The 17594-nt window shown below is 47.4% G+C and carries 12 protein-coding genes; 5 read left to right on the top strand and 7 right to left on the bottom strand.

Annotated features, from left to right (window positions below):
• Window positions 1-111: 111 nt before the first annotated feature.
• Window positions 112-4671: a PAS domain S-box protein gene (locus QUA00_RS23395; protein ID WP_333411275.1), complete on the bottom strand. Its 4560-nt coding sequence runs from the start codon at window positions 4669-4671 to the stop codon at window positions 112-114.
• A 1078-nt stretch (window positions 4672-5749) separates the two neighbouring features.
• Between QUA00_RS23395 and QUA00_RS23390 the strand changes: the two genes are divergently transcribed.
• A complete protein-coding gene (locus tag QUA00_RS23390) occupies window positions 5750-6070 on the top strand; it encodes a hypothetical protein (protein WP_333142989.1) in 321 nt (106 codons plus the stop codon).
• Between the two features lie 128 nt (window positions 6071-6198).
• On the opposite strand, the gene mdh is transcribed toward QUA00_RS23390, so the two are convergent.
• From mdh to QUA00_RS23365, 5 genes are all read right to left on the bottom strand, one after another.
• Window positions 6199-7152, bottom strand: a complete 954-nt coding sequence (gene mdh / locus QUA00_RS23385) for a malate dehydrogenase (protein WP_333142988.1) — start codon at window positions 7150-7152, stop codon at window positions 6199-6201.
• A gap of 123 nt (window positions 7153-7275) precedes the next feature.
• Window positions 7276-7491: an NAD(P)H-quinone oxidoreductase subunit O gene (locus QUA00_RS23380; RefSeq protein WP_015178120.1), complete on the bottom strand. Its 216-nt coding sequence runs from the start codon at window positions 7489-7491 to the stop codon at window positions 7276-7278.
• 187 nt (window positions 7492-7678) lie between these two features.
• Window positions 7679-8641: a DNA-formamidopyrimidine glycosylase gene (locus tag QUA00_RS23375; protein ID WP_333411274.1), complete on the bottom strand. Its 963-nt coding sequence runs from the start codon at window positions 8639-8641 to the stop codon at window positions 7679-7681.
• 2 nt (window positions 8642-8643) lie between these two features.
• On the bottom strand, window positions 8644-9027 hold the full coding sequence (locus QUA00_RS23370) for a photosystem I reaction center subunit IV (protein WP_333411273.1): 384 nt from the start codon (window positions 9025-9027) through the stop codon (window positions 8644-8646).
• A gap of 340 nt (window positions 9028-9367) precedes the next feature.
• Window positions 9368-9544, bottom strand: coding sequence for a hypothetical protein (locus tag QUA00_RS23365; RefSeq protein ID WP_333411272.1), 177 nt, complete (start codon window positions 9542-9544; stop codon window positions 9368-9370).
• A 139-nt stretch (window positions 9545-9683) separates the two neighbouring features.
• On the opposite strand from QUA00_RS23365, the gene QUA00_RS23360 reads away from it, so the two are divergent.
• Together QUA00_RS23360 and QUA00_RS23355 are read left to right on the top strand one after the other, a co-directional pair.
• Window positions 9684-11726, top strand: coding sequence for an ATP-binding protein (locus QUA00_RS23360; RefSeq protein WP_333411271.1), 2043 nt, complete (start codon window positions 9684-9686; stop codon window positions 11724-11726).
• The gene (locus QUA00_RS23355) at window positions 11723-14254 is read left to right on the top strand and encodes a TPR end-of-group domain-containing protein (RefSeq protein WP_333411270.1); all 2532 of its coding nucleotides are present in this window, start codon (window positions 11723-11725) and stop codon (window positions 14252-14254) included. The genes QUA00_RS23360 and QUA00_RS23355 overlap by 4 nt, the downstream gene beginning before the upstream one ends.
• 232 nt (window positions 14255-14486) lie before the next feature.
• On the opposite strand, the gene QUA00_RS23350 is transcribed toward QUA00_RS23355, so the two are convergent.
• The gene (locus QUA00_RS23350) at window positions 14487-14612 is read right to left on the bottom strand and encodes a hypothetical protein (RefSeq protein ID WP_333411269.1); all 126 of its coding nucleotides are present in this window, start codon (window positions 14610-14612) and stop codon (window positions 14487-14489) included.
• 106 nt (window positions 14613-14718) lie between these two features.
• Here QUA00_RS23350 and QUA00_RS36915 point away from each other — a divergent pair, with 106 nt between their 5' ends.
• Together QUA00_RS36915 and QUA00_RS23335 are read left to right on the top strand one after the other, a co-directional pair.
• Complete coding sequence (locus QUA00_RS36915) at window positions 14719-15735, top strand: RibD family protein (protein WP_445305759.1); 1017 nt, start codon at window positions 14719-14721, stop codon at window positions 15733-15735.
• Between the two features lie 297 nt (window positions 15736-16032).
• Window positions 16033-17229, top strand: coding sequence for a GNAT family N-acetyltransferase (locus tag QUA00_RS23335; RefSeq protein WP_333308646.1), 1197 nt, complete (start codon window positions 16033-16035; stop codon window positions 17227-17229).
• The last annotated feature ends 365 nt before the right edge of the window (window positions 17230-17594 follow it).

The raw sequence follows: 17594 nt of genomic DNA, 5'->3' as shown, positions 1-17594 counted from the left end.
CTACCTCAAAAACCAGGTTTCTGGCGATCGTCCTCAACCTAAAATGACGCAATTACGTTAATAAACCGGGTTTTTGCGTCCCATGCCCCATGCCCCATGCCCCATGCCCCATTAACAGCTAGCTTTGAGGGGAATCTCGATCGCCAATTCTGTACCCTGTCCGGGCGAAGAAGTGCATTTCAGCGACCCGTTGTGTCTGTCTGTAACAATTTGATAGCTAATTGACAAGCCCATCCCAGTGCCTTTACCCACAGGTTTAGTGGTAAAAAACGGGTCAAAAAGACGAGTGCCGACAGTCTCCGGTATTCCCGGCCCGTTGTCAGCAATCCGAATGATTACTTTGCCCGCTGGCGATATTTCAGTGCGGATGCGGATGTTGCTAGGGTGTTTCCGCATTTCCTCAGCAGAACGGCGCAGATCCCGTTCTTCCAAAGCATCCAAAGCATTGCTCAAGATGTTCATAAATACTTGATTTAACTGTCCGGCATAACATTCTACTAAGGGCAGTTGAGCGTATTCTTTAATTACCTCAATTTCTGGATGGTTGTGTTTAGCTTTGAGCCGGTGCTGCAAAATCATCAGGGTGCTATCTATGCCCTCGTGGATGTTGACTGCTTTCATTTCCGCTTCGTCCATGCGGGAAAATGTGCGGAGAGAAGCAACAATTTGTTGAATTCTGTCTGCACCGACTTTCATTGAAGAAAGCAACTTTGGCAAGTCTTCCATCAGAAAGTCTAGTTCAATATGGTCTACTTCTTCTTGAATTTCCGGGACTGGATCGGGATAGTGATTTTGGTAAAGTTCGATCAGGTGTAGCAAGTCTTGGGTATAGTCGTTGGCGTGGGTGAGGTTGCCGTAAATAAAGTTAACTGGGTTGTTGATTTCGTGGGCGACTCCTGCCACAAGTTGACCGAGACTTGACATTTTTTCATTTTGAATTAACTGCGATTGAGTGCTGGTTAATTTCTGTAATGTTTGTTCTAATTCGAGAGCTTTATTGCGAGTTTGGGCGTAAAGATCGGCTTGGTTGAGGGCGATCGCCAATTGAACTGTAATCGCTTGCAACAATTCTACTTCGCCCTCACTCCAGGGTCGCACAGCAGCGGAGTGGGCGCAGGTAACAACGCTCACTACTCCCGAAAGTGCCTGCATCGGAATTGCCAATATAGATTGGTAGCCCAGAGAGTTAAGAGACCTTCTCCAAACAGGGTCTGCGATTGCTCCGACATCATCGATTTGCAGCGTTTCTAGACGCAACATCTGTTCTCCTATAGTGCCGAAGTCAGAAGCTTTATAGCGACCTATTAAATCGGGAACTTCCCGAAGGCGAGATTCTTTAATAATTTCCCAGAAAGGCTCCTCCCCGTCGCCGCGATACCAGGTAAAATTGCAGCGATCGATCTGCATGAAAGCGCGAATTTCTTTAACTGCGACTGTAACGATGCTGTCGAAGTCGAGGGAATTGCGGATTTGAGTAGTGAGGTTGTTGAGCAATTTTTCTCGTTCGGCCTGCTGTCTGAGTCGGGCTTCCGATTGCTTCAAAGCAATTTCTCCCCGCTTGCGCTCAGTAATGTCTTCAGTAACTGCTAATAAATATTGGGGATTGCCTTCTCGATCGAGAATTGCGGTTTTCTTGGTATGAAATATGCGATTCTCGCCTTCTCTTGTTTGAATCAGTTCTTCGGGAATGTCTAAAATTTGCCCGCTGGCGAGCACTTCCCGGTCTTTGGTGGTGAAAAAGTCGGCTTGTTCTCTGGGGAAAAAGTCGTAATCGTTTTTGCCCATAACTTCAGCAGCGGGGAAACCCAGTACCTCTTCGGCGACTGGGTTCCAGAGTACAAATCGCAACTCTTTTGCTTCTTTGCCAAATACTGCGACGGGTATGGTTTTGAGCACTGATTCCATAAACTGTTGAGCGCGTTGCAGTTCTGCTTCTGCCTGTTTGCGATCGCTAATATCTCGGACGTTGGCAATGACGCTGAGATTCCCGTTGAGATGAATTCTGGACAGGGCAATTTCTGCATCAAAGGTTGAACCGTCGTTGGGACGCCTCGCTTTCCATTCCACGCGACCTGTTTCGCCTGCTAATACTCTTTCCCAAAGTTCTTCCATTTGTTCAATGGGATTGTCGCCAATTGAATAGTCGTTTTTAAATGATAATTTTGTTGCTTGTTCCTGGCTCACTCCGTACATTTCTAACATCCGATTATTGACATCGAGAATGTTGCCTTCTAAGTCGTGAATGAAGATAGCATCGTAGACATTGTTAAAGATTGTCCGCAGGTTTTGCTCGGAAACTTGCAGGGCTGCTTCTGCAAGTTTTCGATCGCCAATTTCTTGTTCTAATTGCGTGACTGCTTCGGACAGTTCGGCCGTGCGATCGCTCACTCGGTCTTCTAACTCGGCGGCTGCTTGTCGCAGGGCTGCTTCGGCGGCTTTGCGATCGGTAATGTCGAGCGCCGTACCGAACATTTTTACCACCTTGCCACTGGCATCGGTTTCGGCACGACCCAAAGCGTTGAGATGCCGCAGCGTGCCGTCGGGACGGTAAAGGCGCAAGTCAAAATCGAAGGGGATGCCCGCTTCGAGTCCCCGCTGCACTTGAGTCTGCCACAATTCCAAATCTTCTGGATGGATCAGAGCGATTTGTTCGGCTAGGTTGGGCGCGCTTTCTGTCGGTTCGAGTCCGAAGATGCGAAAGAGTTCTTCCGACCAAGTGACGGTTTTGGTAGCTGCGTCGAGTTCCCAATTGCCGACGTGGGCGAGTCTCTGGGCTTCTTTGAGCTGCCGCTGGCTCTCGCGGATGGCGGTTTCGGCAACTTTGCGATCGGTAATGTCGAGCGCGACGCCGGAAAATACGATTTCGCCGTTCTCGTTGCGGGTGGGCATGGAGTCGCCCTGCCACCAGCGAATCTCACCGTCGGGCTTGACTAACCGCCCTTCGTAGTGCCAGGGAGAGAGATTTTCTACCGCTTCGTTGACGGAAGCGATGTAGCTTTCCAAGTCTTCGGGGTGGACGCGGGAAATGAATGTATTCATGTCTCGCATCATTTCTGCTGCTGTGATGCCGCTGATATCGAAGATGCGATCGCTCATGTAGTCAACTCTCCACACTCCCTGCCTGCTGCAAAATTGGAACAGAGATCCGGGGATGGTGGCTGCGATCGTCCGAAACTTGGTTTCGCTGGCACTGAGGGCGGCAAAAGTCTGTCGTAGTTCTGCCGTGCGTGCTTCTACTCTGCGCTCTAGTTCTGCGTTGGCGTGTTGTAAGGCTGCTTCTGCTCGCTTGCGATCGGTAATGTCGGTGGCTGTACCGGTGGTGCCGAGGCAGTTTCCGGTTTCGTCGTACAGGGCGATCGCGTTAAACATCAAATGTTTCATGCTGCCGTCTTTGGCGATTTGGGTGCTTTCGTACTGGAAAATTGATTCTCCTGCCAACAGGCGGGCGAAAACTTCTAAATCTTTCTGGCTTTGTTCTGGTGTCACAAAGTCGGAGAACGGCCTACCGATCATTTCTTCTGGTTCGTAACCGTAGATGTACTTAACTGCTGGGTTGACGAAGGTGTAGCGTCCTGAAGCATCGACCGACCAAATCATGTCTTGGGAGGTTTCTACCAGGCTGCGGTATTTGCTTTCGCTGGCTTTGACGGCTTCTTCTGTTTTTTTGCGTTCCGTCATGTCGCGGGAGACGCCGACAGTCATGACGATTTGGCCGTCTGCGTTGCGGATCGGTGTTTTGACGGTGCTGAACAGTCGCACTTCTGAGTCGTGCCGCGTCACCGGTTCTTCAGAAATTTGCAGAGTGTGCCCGGTGTCAAATACGAAGCCGTCATCTCTGACGTACTGGAGAGTATTGTCGGGATCGGCGAAAGGCGCGTCTACGATGTCTTGAAGTTCCTCTTGAGTCATGCCGTAATAATCGCGGAATGCTTGATTTGCCCAGACGATTTTCGATTGGGGGCCTTTGACTAATACCATATCGGCGATCGAATCGAGAATTTGGTGATATTTTTGCTCGCTGTCGCGGAGTTTCTGCTGGGCGGATTCGATTTCTGCTATTTGCCTCTGGGTTTGCAAGTGCAGTTCGGCTTGGTAGATGGCAACTGCTAAATGGTCGCCTACTTGTCTGGCAAATTCGATTTCGTCTTCTTGCCACTGGCGGGGTTGACCGCAGGAGTGAATGCACAGCAATCCCCACAAATGTTTCCCTTGCAGCAGCGGTACGACTAAGTTGGCTCGGATTTGAAACCGCTTAAGGATTTTGAGGTGACAAGGGCTCAAGCGGGCTTTGTAGATGTCCGTGACTGCTTGAACGTATCCTTTGGTGTATTTGGCTGCAAATTGTTCGCCGAAGCAGTAGTCGCGGATTTTGGTTCCCAAAGATGGGCTGTATTGGGGCAGTACGTCTTCGGACACTACTTCGCCCTCGTTCAATTGGGATTCGGGAAAGAAGCGGTAGACGGCGACTCGATCGGCATTTAGGAGTTGCCGAACTTCGGTGGCTGTGATTTTGAATATTGTTTCTAAGTCTAGGGATTCACGAATTTTGCTAATAACTCCCATCAGCGCTTGCAGCTTTTTGAACCAGGTTTGAGACTGCGTTTCTCTTTCTAGGTGAGCTAGTTTCTCGCGCAGGTTGATTACTTCGTGATACAGGTATTCCTGAAACATAATGCTTTTTCTTTAGTTATTTTGCGGTTTGTTATCGAGGTTGATGGCATCTCAATAGCGCTCTGCAAGTTGAGCCTGGTAACTCAAAAAGGCAAAGAACATAAGCTGTTGGGCATTTAAAAGAGGATAGTAGGGTGCGGAGCGTACATAAGTATTTCCCATATCCCGCCACTGTTCTAGCTGACGCACCCTACCTCTATCGTTATTGGTTTAAATGTGTAACAGCTTATTCTCCTCCTTCTGCTAGCACTTAGCAGCTACTTACGCTGCATTTCCGTATTTTTTCGAGATTTGGAGGTCAATCGACCATTTTAGCTCCCGTATATTTACTGAAAAATTGGCAGAATTTGCTACTTCTTTTATTCTCAATTATTGAGAATAATGCTAACAAAACTTACACATAAACCGGGTTTATTAACGTAATTAGGTCAGGGAATGTCGGAAAGTGGGAACAAGAAACCCGGTTCCATTGCGAGATCGGGATGAGCGTCTCTGACTAATTTTGACATTTTTTGGGCTCGCCTTCGGTTGCAATTGTCACCTTTTTATTATTACCCCAAACTCCCTCAATGGTTTCCTTGTTTTGGCGATCGCATATCCTGTTGGGATCGCATCTATTAAAATTTGTTTAAATTGAGGCGATCGCCTTTTCTAGAGTTTTAAGTAATGCTCGATTTATCTCTCCTAAATTAGATTTTTTACAATCTTTAGGGTCAGCCGAAATTTTAGATATTTTTCCTTGCCTTCTCGTTATTTCATGCGAGGGATTGAATCTTTTCAACTGATTAAAATTCCCCGAATCAGAGGTTAGTTTTCGGTCAAACAGTTGAGGTAGTTGCAGGCTATGGTTAAATGGACTCAACTCAAGGGCTATTGCCTACCCTTCACCGAAGGCACGCGCGTTCGAGATAGCTTCGCACGCGCGGAGAATTTTTGCCCGATTTTTGCCATTTTTGAGAAGTGTAAAAGTTTTAGATAATACAAATATTTAGGGTATCACATTTTTGGCGAAAGTAAAGGTATTTCAAGCTGGATCAATAGAAATGGCGATCGCGAGGATTAAAGTTTGGGCGAAGTAATGATAAATTCCGTAGAAACTCGCATTTCACTTCCTACCTTTAAAGTGCCACCTTGTTGTTGGGCAATCCGATCGCGAGTGAGAGATAATCCAAAACCGACTGCTTATGCGGTTGGTATAGTAGTAAAAAGAAGATGGCAGATTTTGGCTTTAATTTCTAGAGAAACTCTGATGGTATTGTCGCGCAAACCAAGTTCAACTACTTTTGCCAGTTTTTGCGTTTTTAGCAAGTTTTTGAGAGTAAATTTTATGTTTATATATCGGTTTCTTGCTACCAATTTTTCGGCGTTTGAAATACAGCATAACAACCACGATCAATGATATTTATCAAAGCGCGGTTGAAACCAGATAAGCCAACTTCCGAAAGAGCTATCCCACTGTCACACTCAATATAAATTATTATATTGAAGTGGCGAGCAGGCTGCTGTGCTCAACCAACAGCTACAAGCTTAAGAAGCCGTTTTCAATATTGCCCTGGCTTCCTCAATATTTTGGGCAACCAATTTGCCCGACTTGATAAAGGCTGATCTTTCGGTATCGCTGAGTTCAAGTTCCACTATTTGTTCCACTCCCTGATATCCCAAGCGGCAGGGAGCTCCTAAAAAGATATCTTGCACGCCGTATTCGCCGTGCAAATAAACGCAGCAAGGCAAGAGTCGCGACTGATTAAATAAAATAGATTCTACCATCAAACAGACAGCAGATGCGGGTGCAAAATAAGCACTACCAGTCTTCATCAATTCTACAATTTCTGCGCCGCCGTGGCGAGTCCGCTGTACGAGTCGATCGATCGCCCCAGCATCCATAAGTTGATTGATGGGAATACCGTTGACAGTAGAATAGCGGGGCAAAGGAACCATCAAATCGCCATGAGAACCGATGACAGTGGCATTGACTTGAGCATTTGAAACGCCCAATTCCATTGCAATAAAAGTTTGAAAGCGGGCGGAGTCGAGAACTCCCCCCATCCCCATGACTCGGTGTTTGGGCAAATCTGCAGCTTCCCACGCTAAATAAGTCATGATATCTAGGGGATTTGTGACTGTGATTAAGATTGCTTCTGGAGAATGCTCGATCGCCTGTTTTGTGGCTTCGGTGACAATTCCAGCATTGATTTTAATTAAATCTTCCCGATTGATACCGGGTTTGCGGGGCACTCCGGCGGCAATTACTATGATATTTGAGTTTGCCGTATCTGTATAATCATTTGTACCGACAATTTGGCGATCGTGGTGTTCGACTCCCCTAGCTTCCATCAAATCCAAAGCAACGCCCTGCGGCCAACCTTCCACAATATCTAGCAATACTACATCTGCCAGATTTTTCTCGGCAATTCGCTGGGCTAACGTACTGCCGACTTTGCCTGCACCGATAATTGATACGCGGGTTGATGGAGAATTCATTTGATTTTAGATGTTAGATTTTAGATTTTAGATTTTAGATTTTAGCAATCAGCTTAATTGGGGAAAGGCGCGCGTCGCGCACCCTTCGCTACATTAAGAACAGTGAAGTTTAGTTTTGGTGAGTTACTTAAAATCTTCGAGTTGGTCTACCCGCAGCCAAATATTCGGGGTGGGTACTTTGCCAAATTTGACGAAGGCATAGTCGCCGCGAACATCCATCACTTCGCCCTTTGTTTCAAATATATAGGAGGAAAAGCGCTGGTCGCTGGCTTTGGCTTCTAGACTGTTTTCCAATTTTTCGCGTACAGCGCGAACTATACTGCCTTTCTTGATTGCCATAACTTGCTTTGTTTAGTTTAAAAAACTATACAAATTTTAATCTAGATTTGGCTGGAAAGTCACTCGGCGATTGAAATCGCTACTAAACAAACAAAGTCCGCCTACGCGGACTAAGGAATAAAGGGGTGCGATTCGTGGGGTAAATCTAAAATCTAAAATCTAAAGCTTAAAATCCATTGACTGCTTCCTATGTCTGACAAATGGGGCAAAAATGAGTCGATCGCCCTGCTAATTTTATACGTTCGATGGTTGTGGAGCAAGTGCGACAGGGTTGACCAGCGCGATTGTACACCCAAGCGACGCCGCCGTAGTTGCCGTTGACACCTTGGACGTTGAGAAAATTGCTAAAAGTCGTGCCACCGGATGCGATCGCCTTCTGTAAAACTTGAATAATAGCTGTATGGATGCGCCCAATTTGCTCTGGCGTCAAATCCGCGCACAGAGTTGTGGGCATCACTCCCGACAAAAACAAAGTTTCGTCTGCGTAAATATTGCCCAAACCAGCTATCAGTGCCTGGTCTAGCAAAGCTGTTTTTATGGGTCGCGCCCGCCGTTGCAGCTTGCGGGCCAAATATTCTGTTGTAAATTCCTCTGAAAACGGTTCTGGCCCTAAAAGTTTCAAACCGATGACTGTGCCCGAAACCTCGGTTTCTGCGGGCACGTACCACATTTGCCCGAAGGTGCGCTGGTCTACAAACCGCAATTCTTGGTTTCCTTCAAAAAACAGCCGTACTCGCGCGTGTTTTTGCAGGGGTTCGGATCGGTTCACCCACAGCAGTTGTCCCGTCATCCGCAAGTGAACGCCCAACCAGCCTGCTTTTGAAGGCAAAAGGGAGGGGGAGAAAGAAGGCGTTCGGGAAGAGTTTGGAGTTTGGGCAAGAAATTCTCCCACTCTCCCCCTCTCCCCCTCTCCCTCTCTCCCCCTTTCCCTTTCTCCTTCTGGGAATTGAGATAGTTCTGCCAGTAGATATTTGCCGCGTCTGTACCAGCGGGCGATCGACTTTCCTTTGAGTTGTGTCAAAAAATCGGTCGCAGAGATTGAGCGGGCGATCGTGCTGTTTAACAACACGTCCCCGCCCAACATTTCTCGATCGAGGGTTGCTTGATTCAAACCCCGGCAAATAGTTTCAACTTCTGGCAGTTCTGGCACAATTAGCGTTGTTCTGTTCCTTGACCTTGAGGCGAACCTTGGACCGTGCCCGGCGTTTCAGAGCCCGCTTTGCTGTCCGCGGTAGTTTTCGGCTGCTGCGAGGGGCTACCCTGGCCGGTTTGCCGAGTTTTCTCGTCCAGCGTGGTTTGTTTGCCGCCGGAAGCTACTGGAGTCCCTGTTTTCGCTTTTGCTTTGGGTGCTGACACTTCCACTAATTCGCTTTGGGCGAAGTTGTTGGTGTTGACGCCTGCATAATTTACGCTGTTAAAGCGAACGATAACTGGGTATTTAATGCCGCTTTGGTCTACCGTAGCAACGGTGCCCACTTCTTGATACCAGAAGGATTCTTTGCGGAGAATCCGAACTGTAGAACCGCGTTGAACCATGAGCTTTGTTTCCTTTGCGATGAATAAACGGATAAAGCCATTTTTTTTACTCTAGTCGATCGCGCGGCGCATTTAAAGTCTGCAACAGAATTTTTACCTCCCGCGCCGTTTTTTGCTCGGCTTTTTGTAAAGAAAAGTAAATACTTTGCTAGGGCGATCGCTGGGGTTGCAAAATAAATAAACAGATATTATCCGTCAAATACAAGCTGTGCGATCGGATCTATAAAAAAATTTACAAATTGTTGTGGGGTGGCGAGTTTGTTACGGGGGTGTGAGGAGGTTGTCGGGCCCGTTAGGTTGTTGCGGGGGCCGCCAGGGGTTTTAAACCCCTGTCTCATAGCTAAAGTCGTCTAAAGACGACTGAATATACAATTGTATTTTTGGGGCTGATTGTATTTTGGGGCGGGCTGATTGTATTTTGGGGCGGGCTGATTGTATTTTGGGGCGGGCTGATTGTATTTTGGGGCGGGCGAGACGCCCACCCCACAAGAAAATTTAGTTTTTGTGGAACAGGCATCTTGCCTGTTCTTAAGAATCATTGTGGAACAGGCAAGATGCCTGTTCCTAAGAATGGTGCAAGAGGTGAGATTAATTAACCTTGTATTTAATTATATTGTCGCGCTAAAGTATTGCAAAGCGCGGGGAATATTTACAGTATGTCGTTAGTTGATTTAGCTAATACTAAAGTTAGGGTTCTTGGATGGAGTGCGGTGATGGGTGTTGCGCCAATGATTGCCAGCGCGATCGCCAATCCGGCAGTGACAGCAGCATTGGGTGTGATGGCCAATCCAGCCGTTGGGGGCATTTCGATATTAGCAACGATCGCGGGCGGTATAGCGGGGAATATGGCGGCTAACGACTTGGGAAATCTGATCGCCGAAAAGTTGGGAAAAAATCCGAATATTCTTGACAATCGCGATTTGATTGAGGCGGCGGGTGAGGCGATCGCCTATATTTTGAAAGATGTTGCTTCGTCAGATGAATTAATTGCGATCGCCCTGAGTAAAAATTCGTCTGCCAGGGATTTAGATCGATTAGCCGAAAAAACTCCTGAATATTGGCTGAATATTAACACAGAAGGGGTTGATTTGTCAAGGGGTTTAAATATTTCTGAAGACCAACTGACTCTGATTTTTTCGGCGGATGCTGCGGAGTTCGATCGAGTTACGGGATTGACACCGGAAGATTGGGCAAGATTCATCGGGGAATTCGCGGCCAGTGAGGGGAAATCCTTTGATGCAGAAATCGTGGAATTTGTGGCGCAAAGACTGTACGAAACATTTCCGAAGGCGTACCGGGAAGTGCTGAAACAAGATGCAGCCAAGGGAGGAGAAAAGTTTGCGGCGATGCTGTTGAATCTGCACCAAATTGCTTTGGCGGATCTCAAGGATTTGAAGCTGCAAAATCGGGAGATTATCGATAAGTTGGAGGCGGTAGCAACTAAGCAGCAGATTTGTCAAGTGATGGCGAAATTGGGCGCGATCGAAATTGGCATCCGATCTGATTTGGCGCAGATTCGGGCGTTGCTGCAAAGATATATCGATCCTGCCGCGCCGAGTTTGCCGATTTCCCTCAAATCCGAGACGATTATTCAGGACAGAATTAAAGACTTTACCGGTCGGAAATTTGTGTTTGAAGCAATTAACGAGTTTCTGAATAAAAATCGGAAAGGCTATTTTGTTTTGCAGGCGGAACCGGGTGTTGGGAAAAGCGCGATTATGGCAGCCTGTGTGGTGCTGCTGAAGCGACGCTGCGTTACTCATTTCAACTCGCAACCGGACGGGATTGTCAGCGCTAAAACTTTTTTGGAAAATGCTTGCATTCAGTTAATTGAAGGTTTTAATCTTAAAGAGAAGTACCCGCGACTGCCGGAAAATGCCCTGGAAAACGGCAACTTTCTAGGCAGGTTGCTGGGGGAAGTTAGCGCTAAAGTGGGCGGCAAAAAGTTGATTTTTGTGGTGGATGCGCTGGATGAAGTTGATTTGAAGGAGCAAAGTAGCGGCAGCAATGTCCTTTATTTGCCTAATGATTTGCCCGATAACGTTTATTTTATTGTCTCGAAGCGACCAGAATTTCTGCCAATGCCGGCAGCTAACCGGACAGTTTTTGATTTGATGAAATACGATGGAAAAAGTCTCGAAGATGTCGAGGCTTATCTGAGAAAACGCACGGAGAGAAGCGAGTTAATTCAGGATTGGATTAAAGGTCGAAATTTGCAGCGGGAAGAGTTTGTGACGGCGGTAGCCCAAAAAAGCGAAAAGAAATTTATCTACCTCCGCCACGTACTTGATGAGATTGAAGGCGGCACGTACAATGATGTGAATTTAAATGATTTGCCAGCGGGTTTGGAGGAATATTATCAAAAACACTGGGTACAGATGATTGGTCACGAAGACGATCCTCTGCTGGAATTGAAAGTTAATATTATCTACGTGCTGTCGAAAGCTCACGAGCCTGTTGCTCGCCGCTGGATTGCCAAATCGGTGCGCGAGACGGATTTTAAAGTACAGCAGGTACTAAAGAAATGGGATTCTTTTTTGCGACAGGAACAGGTAAACGGGGAAATTCGCTACAATATTTATCACAACACCTTTCGCGAGTTTCTCGAAAAAGATGAAACTGTGCAATCTGCTGGGGTGAATGTGGAAGAACTTAACCGCCAAGGTATTAATAACAGGTTGGAAGGAGCGCCGATATGAGCAAGTTAGGTGTGTGGTTGGCGCAGCAGAGTCAAGGCGATCGGGAATATTTATTGAAATATCAACCCAGGGATTTCGTTCAGGGGTTGAAGGATTTTAATCGTTATTGTGCTTGGTTGACTGATTTCGGTTTTATTGAGATGAAACTGGAGGTGTTGGGGGTACAAGCGCTAATTGATGATTACGATTTGGCGAAAATTTCTGATGTGTTGCTGTCGGATGGGCAAGGTGAAACTCTGAGATTGATTCAAGGGGCAATTCGCAAGTCGGCGCACGTTTTGGATAAGGATAAAACGGAACTGGTAGAGCATTTATGGGGGAGGTTGTTTGATTTTGAAACACCTGAAATTCAGGGGATGCTGGCACAAGCAAAGCAGTCGAAAGATCGTCCTTGGTTGCGACCTTTGAAGGCTAATTTAGAACGGCCTGGAGAAGGCGCACTGCGGACGCTTGTCGGTCATAGTTCCTTTGTAACAGCAGTGGCGATCGCACCCAACGGAAAAACAGCGATTTCGGCTTCCGATGATAATACCCTGAAAATCTGGGACACCGAGACAGGCCGGGAACTAAAAACTCTCACGGGTCATAGTTCCGTAAATGCAGTGGCGATCGCACCCGATGGCAAAACAGCGATTTCGGCTTCCGATGATAATACCCTGAAAATCTGGGACACCGAGACAGGGCGAAAACTGAAAACTCTCATAGGTCATAGTTTCCATGTAAAAGCAGTGGCGATCGTACCCGACGGAAAAACAGCGATTTCCGTTTCTAATTATCCTACCCTGGGAATCTGGGACACCGAGACAGGCTCAGAACTGAAAACTCTCACAGGTCATAGTTCCGTAAATGCAGTGGCGATCGCACCCGACGGTAAAACCGCGATTTCGGCTTCTTACGATAAAACCCTGAAAATCTGGGACACCGAGACAGGCCGGGAACTCAAAACTCTCAGGGGTCATAGTAACAGGGTAAATGCAGTGGCGATCGCACCCGATGGCAAAACAGCGATTTCCGCATCATCTGATAATACCCTGAAAATCTGGGACACCGAGACAGGCCGGGAACTCAAAACTCTCACGGGTCATACTGACAAAGTAACAGCAGTGGATCTCGCACCCGACGGTAAAACAGCGATTTCCGCTTCATGGGATAGTACCCTGAAAATCTGGGACACCGAGACAGGCCGGGAACTGACAACTCTCACGGGTCATAGTTCCTTTGTAACAGCAGTGGATCTCGCACCCGACGGTAAAACAGCGATTTCCGCTTCTTACGATAAAACCCTGAAAATCTGGGACACCGAGACAGGCCGGGAACTGACCACTCTCACGGGTCATAGTAGCGCGGTAAATGCAGTGGCGATCGCACCCGACGGTAAAACAGCGATTTCTGCTTCTTACGATGAAACGCTGAAAATCTGGGACACCGAGACAGCTTCAGAACTGAAAACTCTCGCGGGTCATAGTAACTCGGTACTAGCAGTGGCGATCGCACCAGACGGAAAAACAGCGATTTCGGCTTCATGGGATAAAACCCTGAAAATCTGGGATTTGCTCACAGGTAAAGAGGTTGCTAGTTTCAGCGGAGAAGCTGCGTTTAATGGCTGTGCTTTTGCGCCTGATGGAGTGACAGTTGTAGCGGGCGATGCGTCGGGCCGGGTGCATTTCCTGCGTTTAGAGGGAATGGGGGATTTGGGCGATGCTGCTGCGCCAAATAATCCCGTTTCTTTGTTTTACAGTGGTTTGGCCCTGGCAAAACAAGGGCAGTATGAAGCCGCCCTAGCAAAATTAGCTGAAGTTGCAGAAATAAGACCGGATGCGCCGATCGTTTGTTTGGAACAAGGTAAGGTTTTGTGTGAATTGGAGCGCTATGCAGAAGCTGTTGCTAGTCTCGACCAAGCAAAAGAAATAGCAGGCAAAGACCGCGATTTTTGGTTTTCCCGAGGCTTTGCACTGAGCAAGTGCGACAGTCAAGAAGCCGCGCGAGAAAGCTGGGATTTTGCCATTAACATTCAGCCCGATGACTGCGATTTTTGGTTTGAAAAAGCGAAAAAACTATTCGATGTGGAACGCTACGAGCAAACTATTTTATGTCTGGATTTAGCGATTAAAATTGAACCAAGTAAAGCCTATTTATGGGAGTGGCGCGGCTTTGTTATGCAAAGATTCGGACGCGCTGAGGAGGCAATCTCCAGCTACGATCGCGTTTTAGAATGGCAGCCTGATGATGCTGGTATATTGGCTAATAGAGCTTGGGCTTTACTAACATTAGGTCGTCATGACGAGGCAATGGCTAATTGGGATAAAGCTTTAGAAATAGATCCAAATTGTACAGGTGCTTATTATAATAAAGCTTGCTCTTTTGCCTTGCAGAATCAGGTTGAGTTAGCGCTGGTAAATTTGCAGCGCGCGATTGAATTGGAACCGGAAAAATATCGAGAAGTGGCAAAAACTGATACCGATTTTGATGGGATTCGCGGCGATGTCAGGTTTCAGGAGTTGTTGGGAAATGGAGTTAATGAAAATTAGGACAGGGCAGTGTCCAGTGTCAATTTAAGGTCAAACGTACTCAGAGATTGCTGTTTACCGCCCAGGCCAGATCCCCCCTAGCCCCCCTTAAAAAGGGGGGGACAAGAAGCGCTCAAAGTCCCCCTTCAACCAGGGGGGGACAAGAATCTTTTCAAAGTCAACCCCTACTCCCCTTCTTAAGGGGGATTTAGGGGGATCGGGCCTCGGCGATCGACGGCAGATACAAAAGGTTTTAGTGCAAACGGGCGATCGACTTTTCCGGCAACTGCCGATCGCTCTTTTGGGATAGGGAAACGGCACCGCCCTGTCCTCTTTTGCCCTTATGATGTTGAAAATTTGATAAACAGGACTCACGCATTTTTCCCAAAGAAACCGGGTTTTTTACCTAATCTGTGGGCGACAACGAAAGATTTTGCTAAAAAACCCGGTTTCTGAGCACCGGTGCGTCCAGGACGGATAAATTAATGACAGATAAGATCGATCGACCATTAGCAACAGTAATACTCGCAATCAGTGCCGACGGTAAAATTGCGGATGCAGTACGATCGCCCGCGAGATTCGGTTCTGCCAAGGACAAAGCCCACCTCGAACAGCAAGTAGCAGCAAGTGACGCCGTTTTGTTCGGCAACGGCACTTTACAGGCCTATGGGACGACGATGAGAGTGATTTCGCCGGAATTGCTCAAACAGAGGGAACTGCAAGGGAAGCCCCCACAACCGGTGCAAATTGTGTGTTCGCGATCGTCCCAATTTGACCCAAACTTGCGATTTTTCCAGCAACCTGTGCCTCGCTGGTTGCTGACGGGGCAAGACAGTAGGGAAACGGCATTGCCGTCACCTGTTCCGACGAAAGACAGTAAGTTCGATCGCACATCTGGCACCATTCTCAAGAACGGGCAAGATGCCCGTTCCACAAGAGATGCCCGTTCCACAAGAGATGAAATTTCTTGTGGAACAGGCATCTTGCCTGTTAATCAAAGCCTTATTGAGAACAGTAAGTTCGATCGCACATCTGGCACCATTCTCAATAACGGGCAAGATGCCCGTTCCACAAGAGATGCCCGTTCCACAAGAGATGACCGTTCCACAAGAGATGAACTTTCTTGTGGAACAGGCATCTTGCCTGTTCATAAAAAGCTTATTGAGAATGGTGCAACATCTCAATTCGATCGAATTATCTATGCGAAAACCGTAGGTGGAGAGATTGATTGGATTGATGCGTTTCAACAGCTAGAAAGCTTCGGTATCAAACGCTTGGCGATTCTGGGCGGGGGAAAACTGGTAGCGTCTGTGCTGGCTGCAGGCTTGGTAGACGAACTTTGGCTGACGGTGTGCCCGTTAATTTTGGGCGGCGCGGATGCACCGACACCTGTGGAGGGAGAGGGTTTTTTGGCGGATTTAGCTCCGAAATTGGAGCTTTTGGCGGTTAAACAGGTGGGACAAGAGGTATTTTTGCATTATCGGGTCGATCGAACTAACTAAAGCTCAAACGTACTCCGAGACTAGGGTTTGACGATTAAGCCCTCCGATCCCCCCTAGCCAAGGGCGGGCACTCTTGGCACCGCCCCTACGAAGGGGGGAACCGGAGGCACTCAAAGTCCCTCTTCCGCTCAAAGTCCCCCTTCTTAAGGGGGATTTAGGGGGATCGGGTCTCGGACAAAAGCGAGATTTGTCAGGTTTCAACATTCAGTTGACACCAGTTGCCATTGAGCTTTCCCAGCGATCGAATAATTGTATTAACTTAAATGAAGTTCGATCGCTCTACGCACAAGTCTCCCTATGCTGAAACAGCCAAAACCTCAATATTCTGTAGCCTGGATTAGCAAAATAGGCGAAATCCCGCAAGCGTCGTGGGATGCCCTGGCGATGCCACTAAAAACTCCATTTCTGGAATGGGATTGGCTTAACAATCTCGAAGTCTCCGGCAGTGCAACAGGTAAAACCGGTTGGCTGCCGCATCACTTGACTGTGTGGCGAGACAAACAGTTGATTGCTTGCGCGCCACTTTATGTCAAAAGCCACAGCTACGGCGAATTTGTGTTCGACAATCAGTGGGCCGATTTAGCTCAACGTTTGGGCGTTAAATATTATCCGAAATTGATGGGAATGACGCCGTTTACTCCGGCTGAAGGCTATCGGTTTTTGATTGCCGAGGGGGAAGATGAAGACGAGTTAACCGGAGTAATGGTAAGCGCGATCGACCATTTTTGCGATCGCCACAATATCTCCGGCTGCAATTTCCTTTATGTCGATCCCGAATGGCGCGAAAGAATGGAACGCCACGGTTTCAGCAGTTGGCTGCACCACAGCTATATTTGGCAAAATCAAGGCTATCAAAATTTTGACAATTATTTAGGCGCATTTAATGCCAACCAGCGTCGCAATATCAAGCGCGAACGCAAAGCAGTTGACCAAGCTGGCTTGTTGGTAAAAACGCTGACGGGCGATGAAATTCCCCAAGCCATGTTTGGTCAAATGTATGCTTTTTATGAGAATACTTGCGACAAATTTGGTTGGTGGGGAAGCAAGTATCTGACTAAGCGATTTTTTGAACAGTTGCACCACAATTATCGCGATCGAGTTTTATTTGTAGCCGCCTACGACAAGGAAGATGACAGACAGCCGATGGGTATGTCTTTTTGTTTGTATAAGGGCGATCGACTGTACGGGCGTTATTGGGGAAGTTTGCAGGAAATAGACTGCTTGCACTTCGATGCTTGTTACTATACGCCGATCGAATGGGCGATCGATCGGGGCATTCAAAGCTTCGATCCCGGTGCCGGCGGGCGGCACAAAAAACGGCGCGGCTTTCCAGCTACGCCAAATTATAGTTTGCACCGATTTTATAACAACCGTCTTGCCCAAATTCTCAAGTCTTATATCGGTCAAATCAACGAAAGAGAACAGGAAGAAATTGATGCAATCAACGAGGATTTACCTTTTACTAAATTACCTCCGTTGTTACTCGGCGAGTGACGGTTGACTGGGAATTGGGAATTGTAAATTAGTAACAGCCCATCGGTGTCAACCTAATACTAAAACCCTGTGTCTATCTCGTTTGTATCGAAGTTTCGAGTCCCCTAAATCCCCCTTAAGAAGGGGAGTCGGGGTTGAATTTGAATGCTCTTTCCCCTTTATTAAGGGGAGTTAGAGGGGGCGTAACAATAGTCTTGTCACCCCTTATTAAGAGGGGTTAGGGGGACTCGAAACTCAACTATAAACGATATTTATTATGGATTTTAGTCTTAAGTTGACACGAATGGTAACAGTCAACAGTCAACAGTCAACAGTCAACAGTCAACAGTCAACAGTCAACAGTCAACAGTCAACAGTCAACAGTC

The organism is Microcoleus sp. T2B6 (assembly GCF_036700475.1).
Lineage (GTDB): Bacteria > Cyanobacteriota > Cyanobacteriia > Cyanobacteriales > Microcoleaceae > Microcoleus.
The sequence above is the reverse complement of the archived record's forward strand: the minus strand, read 5'-3'. Positions and strand labels throughout refer to the sequence as shown.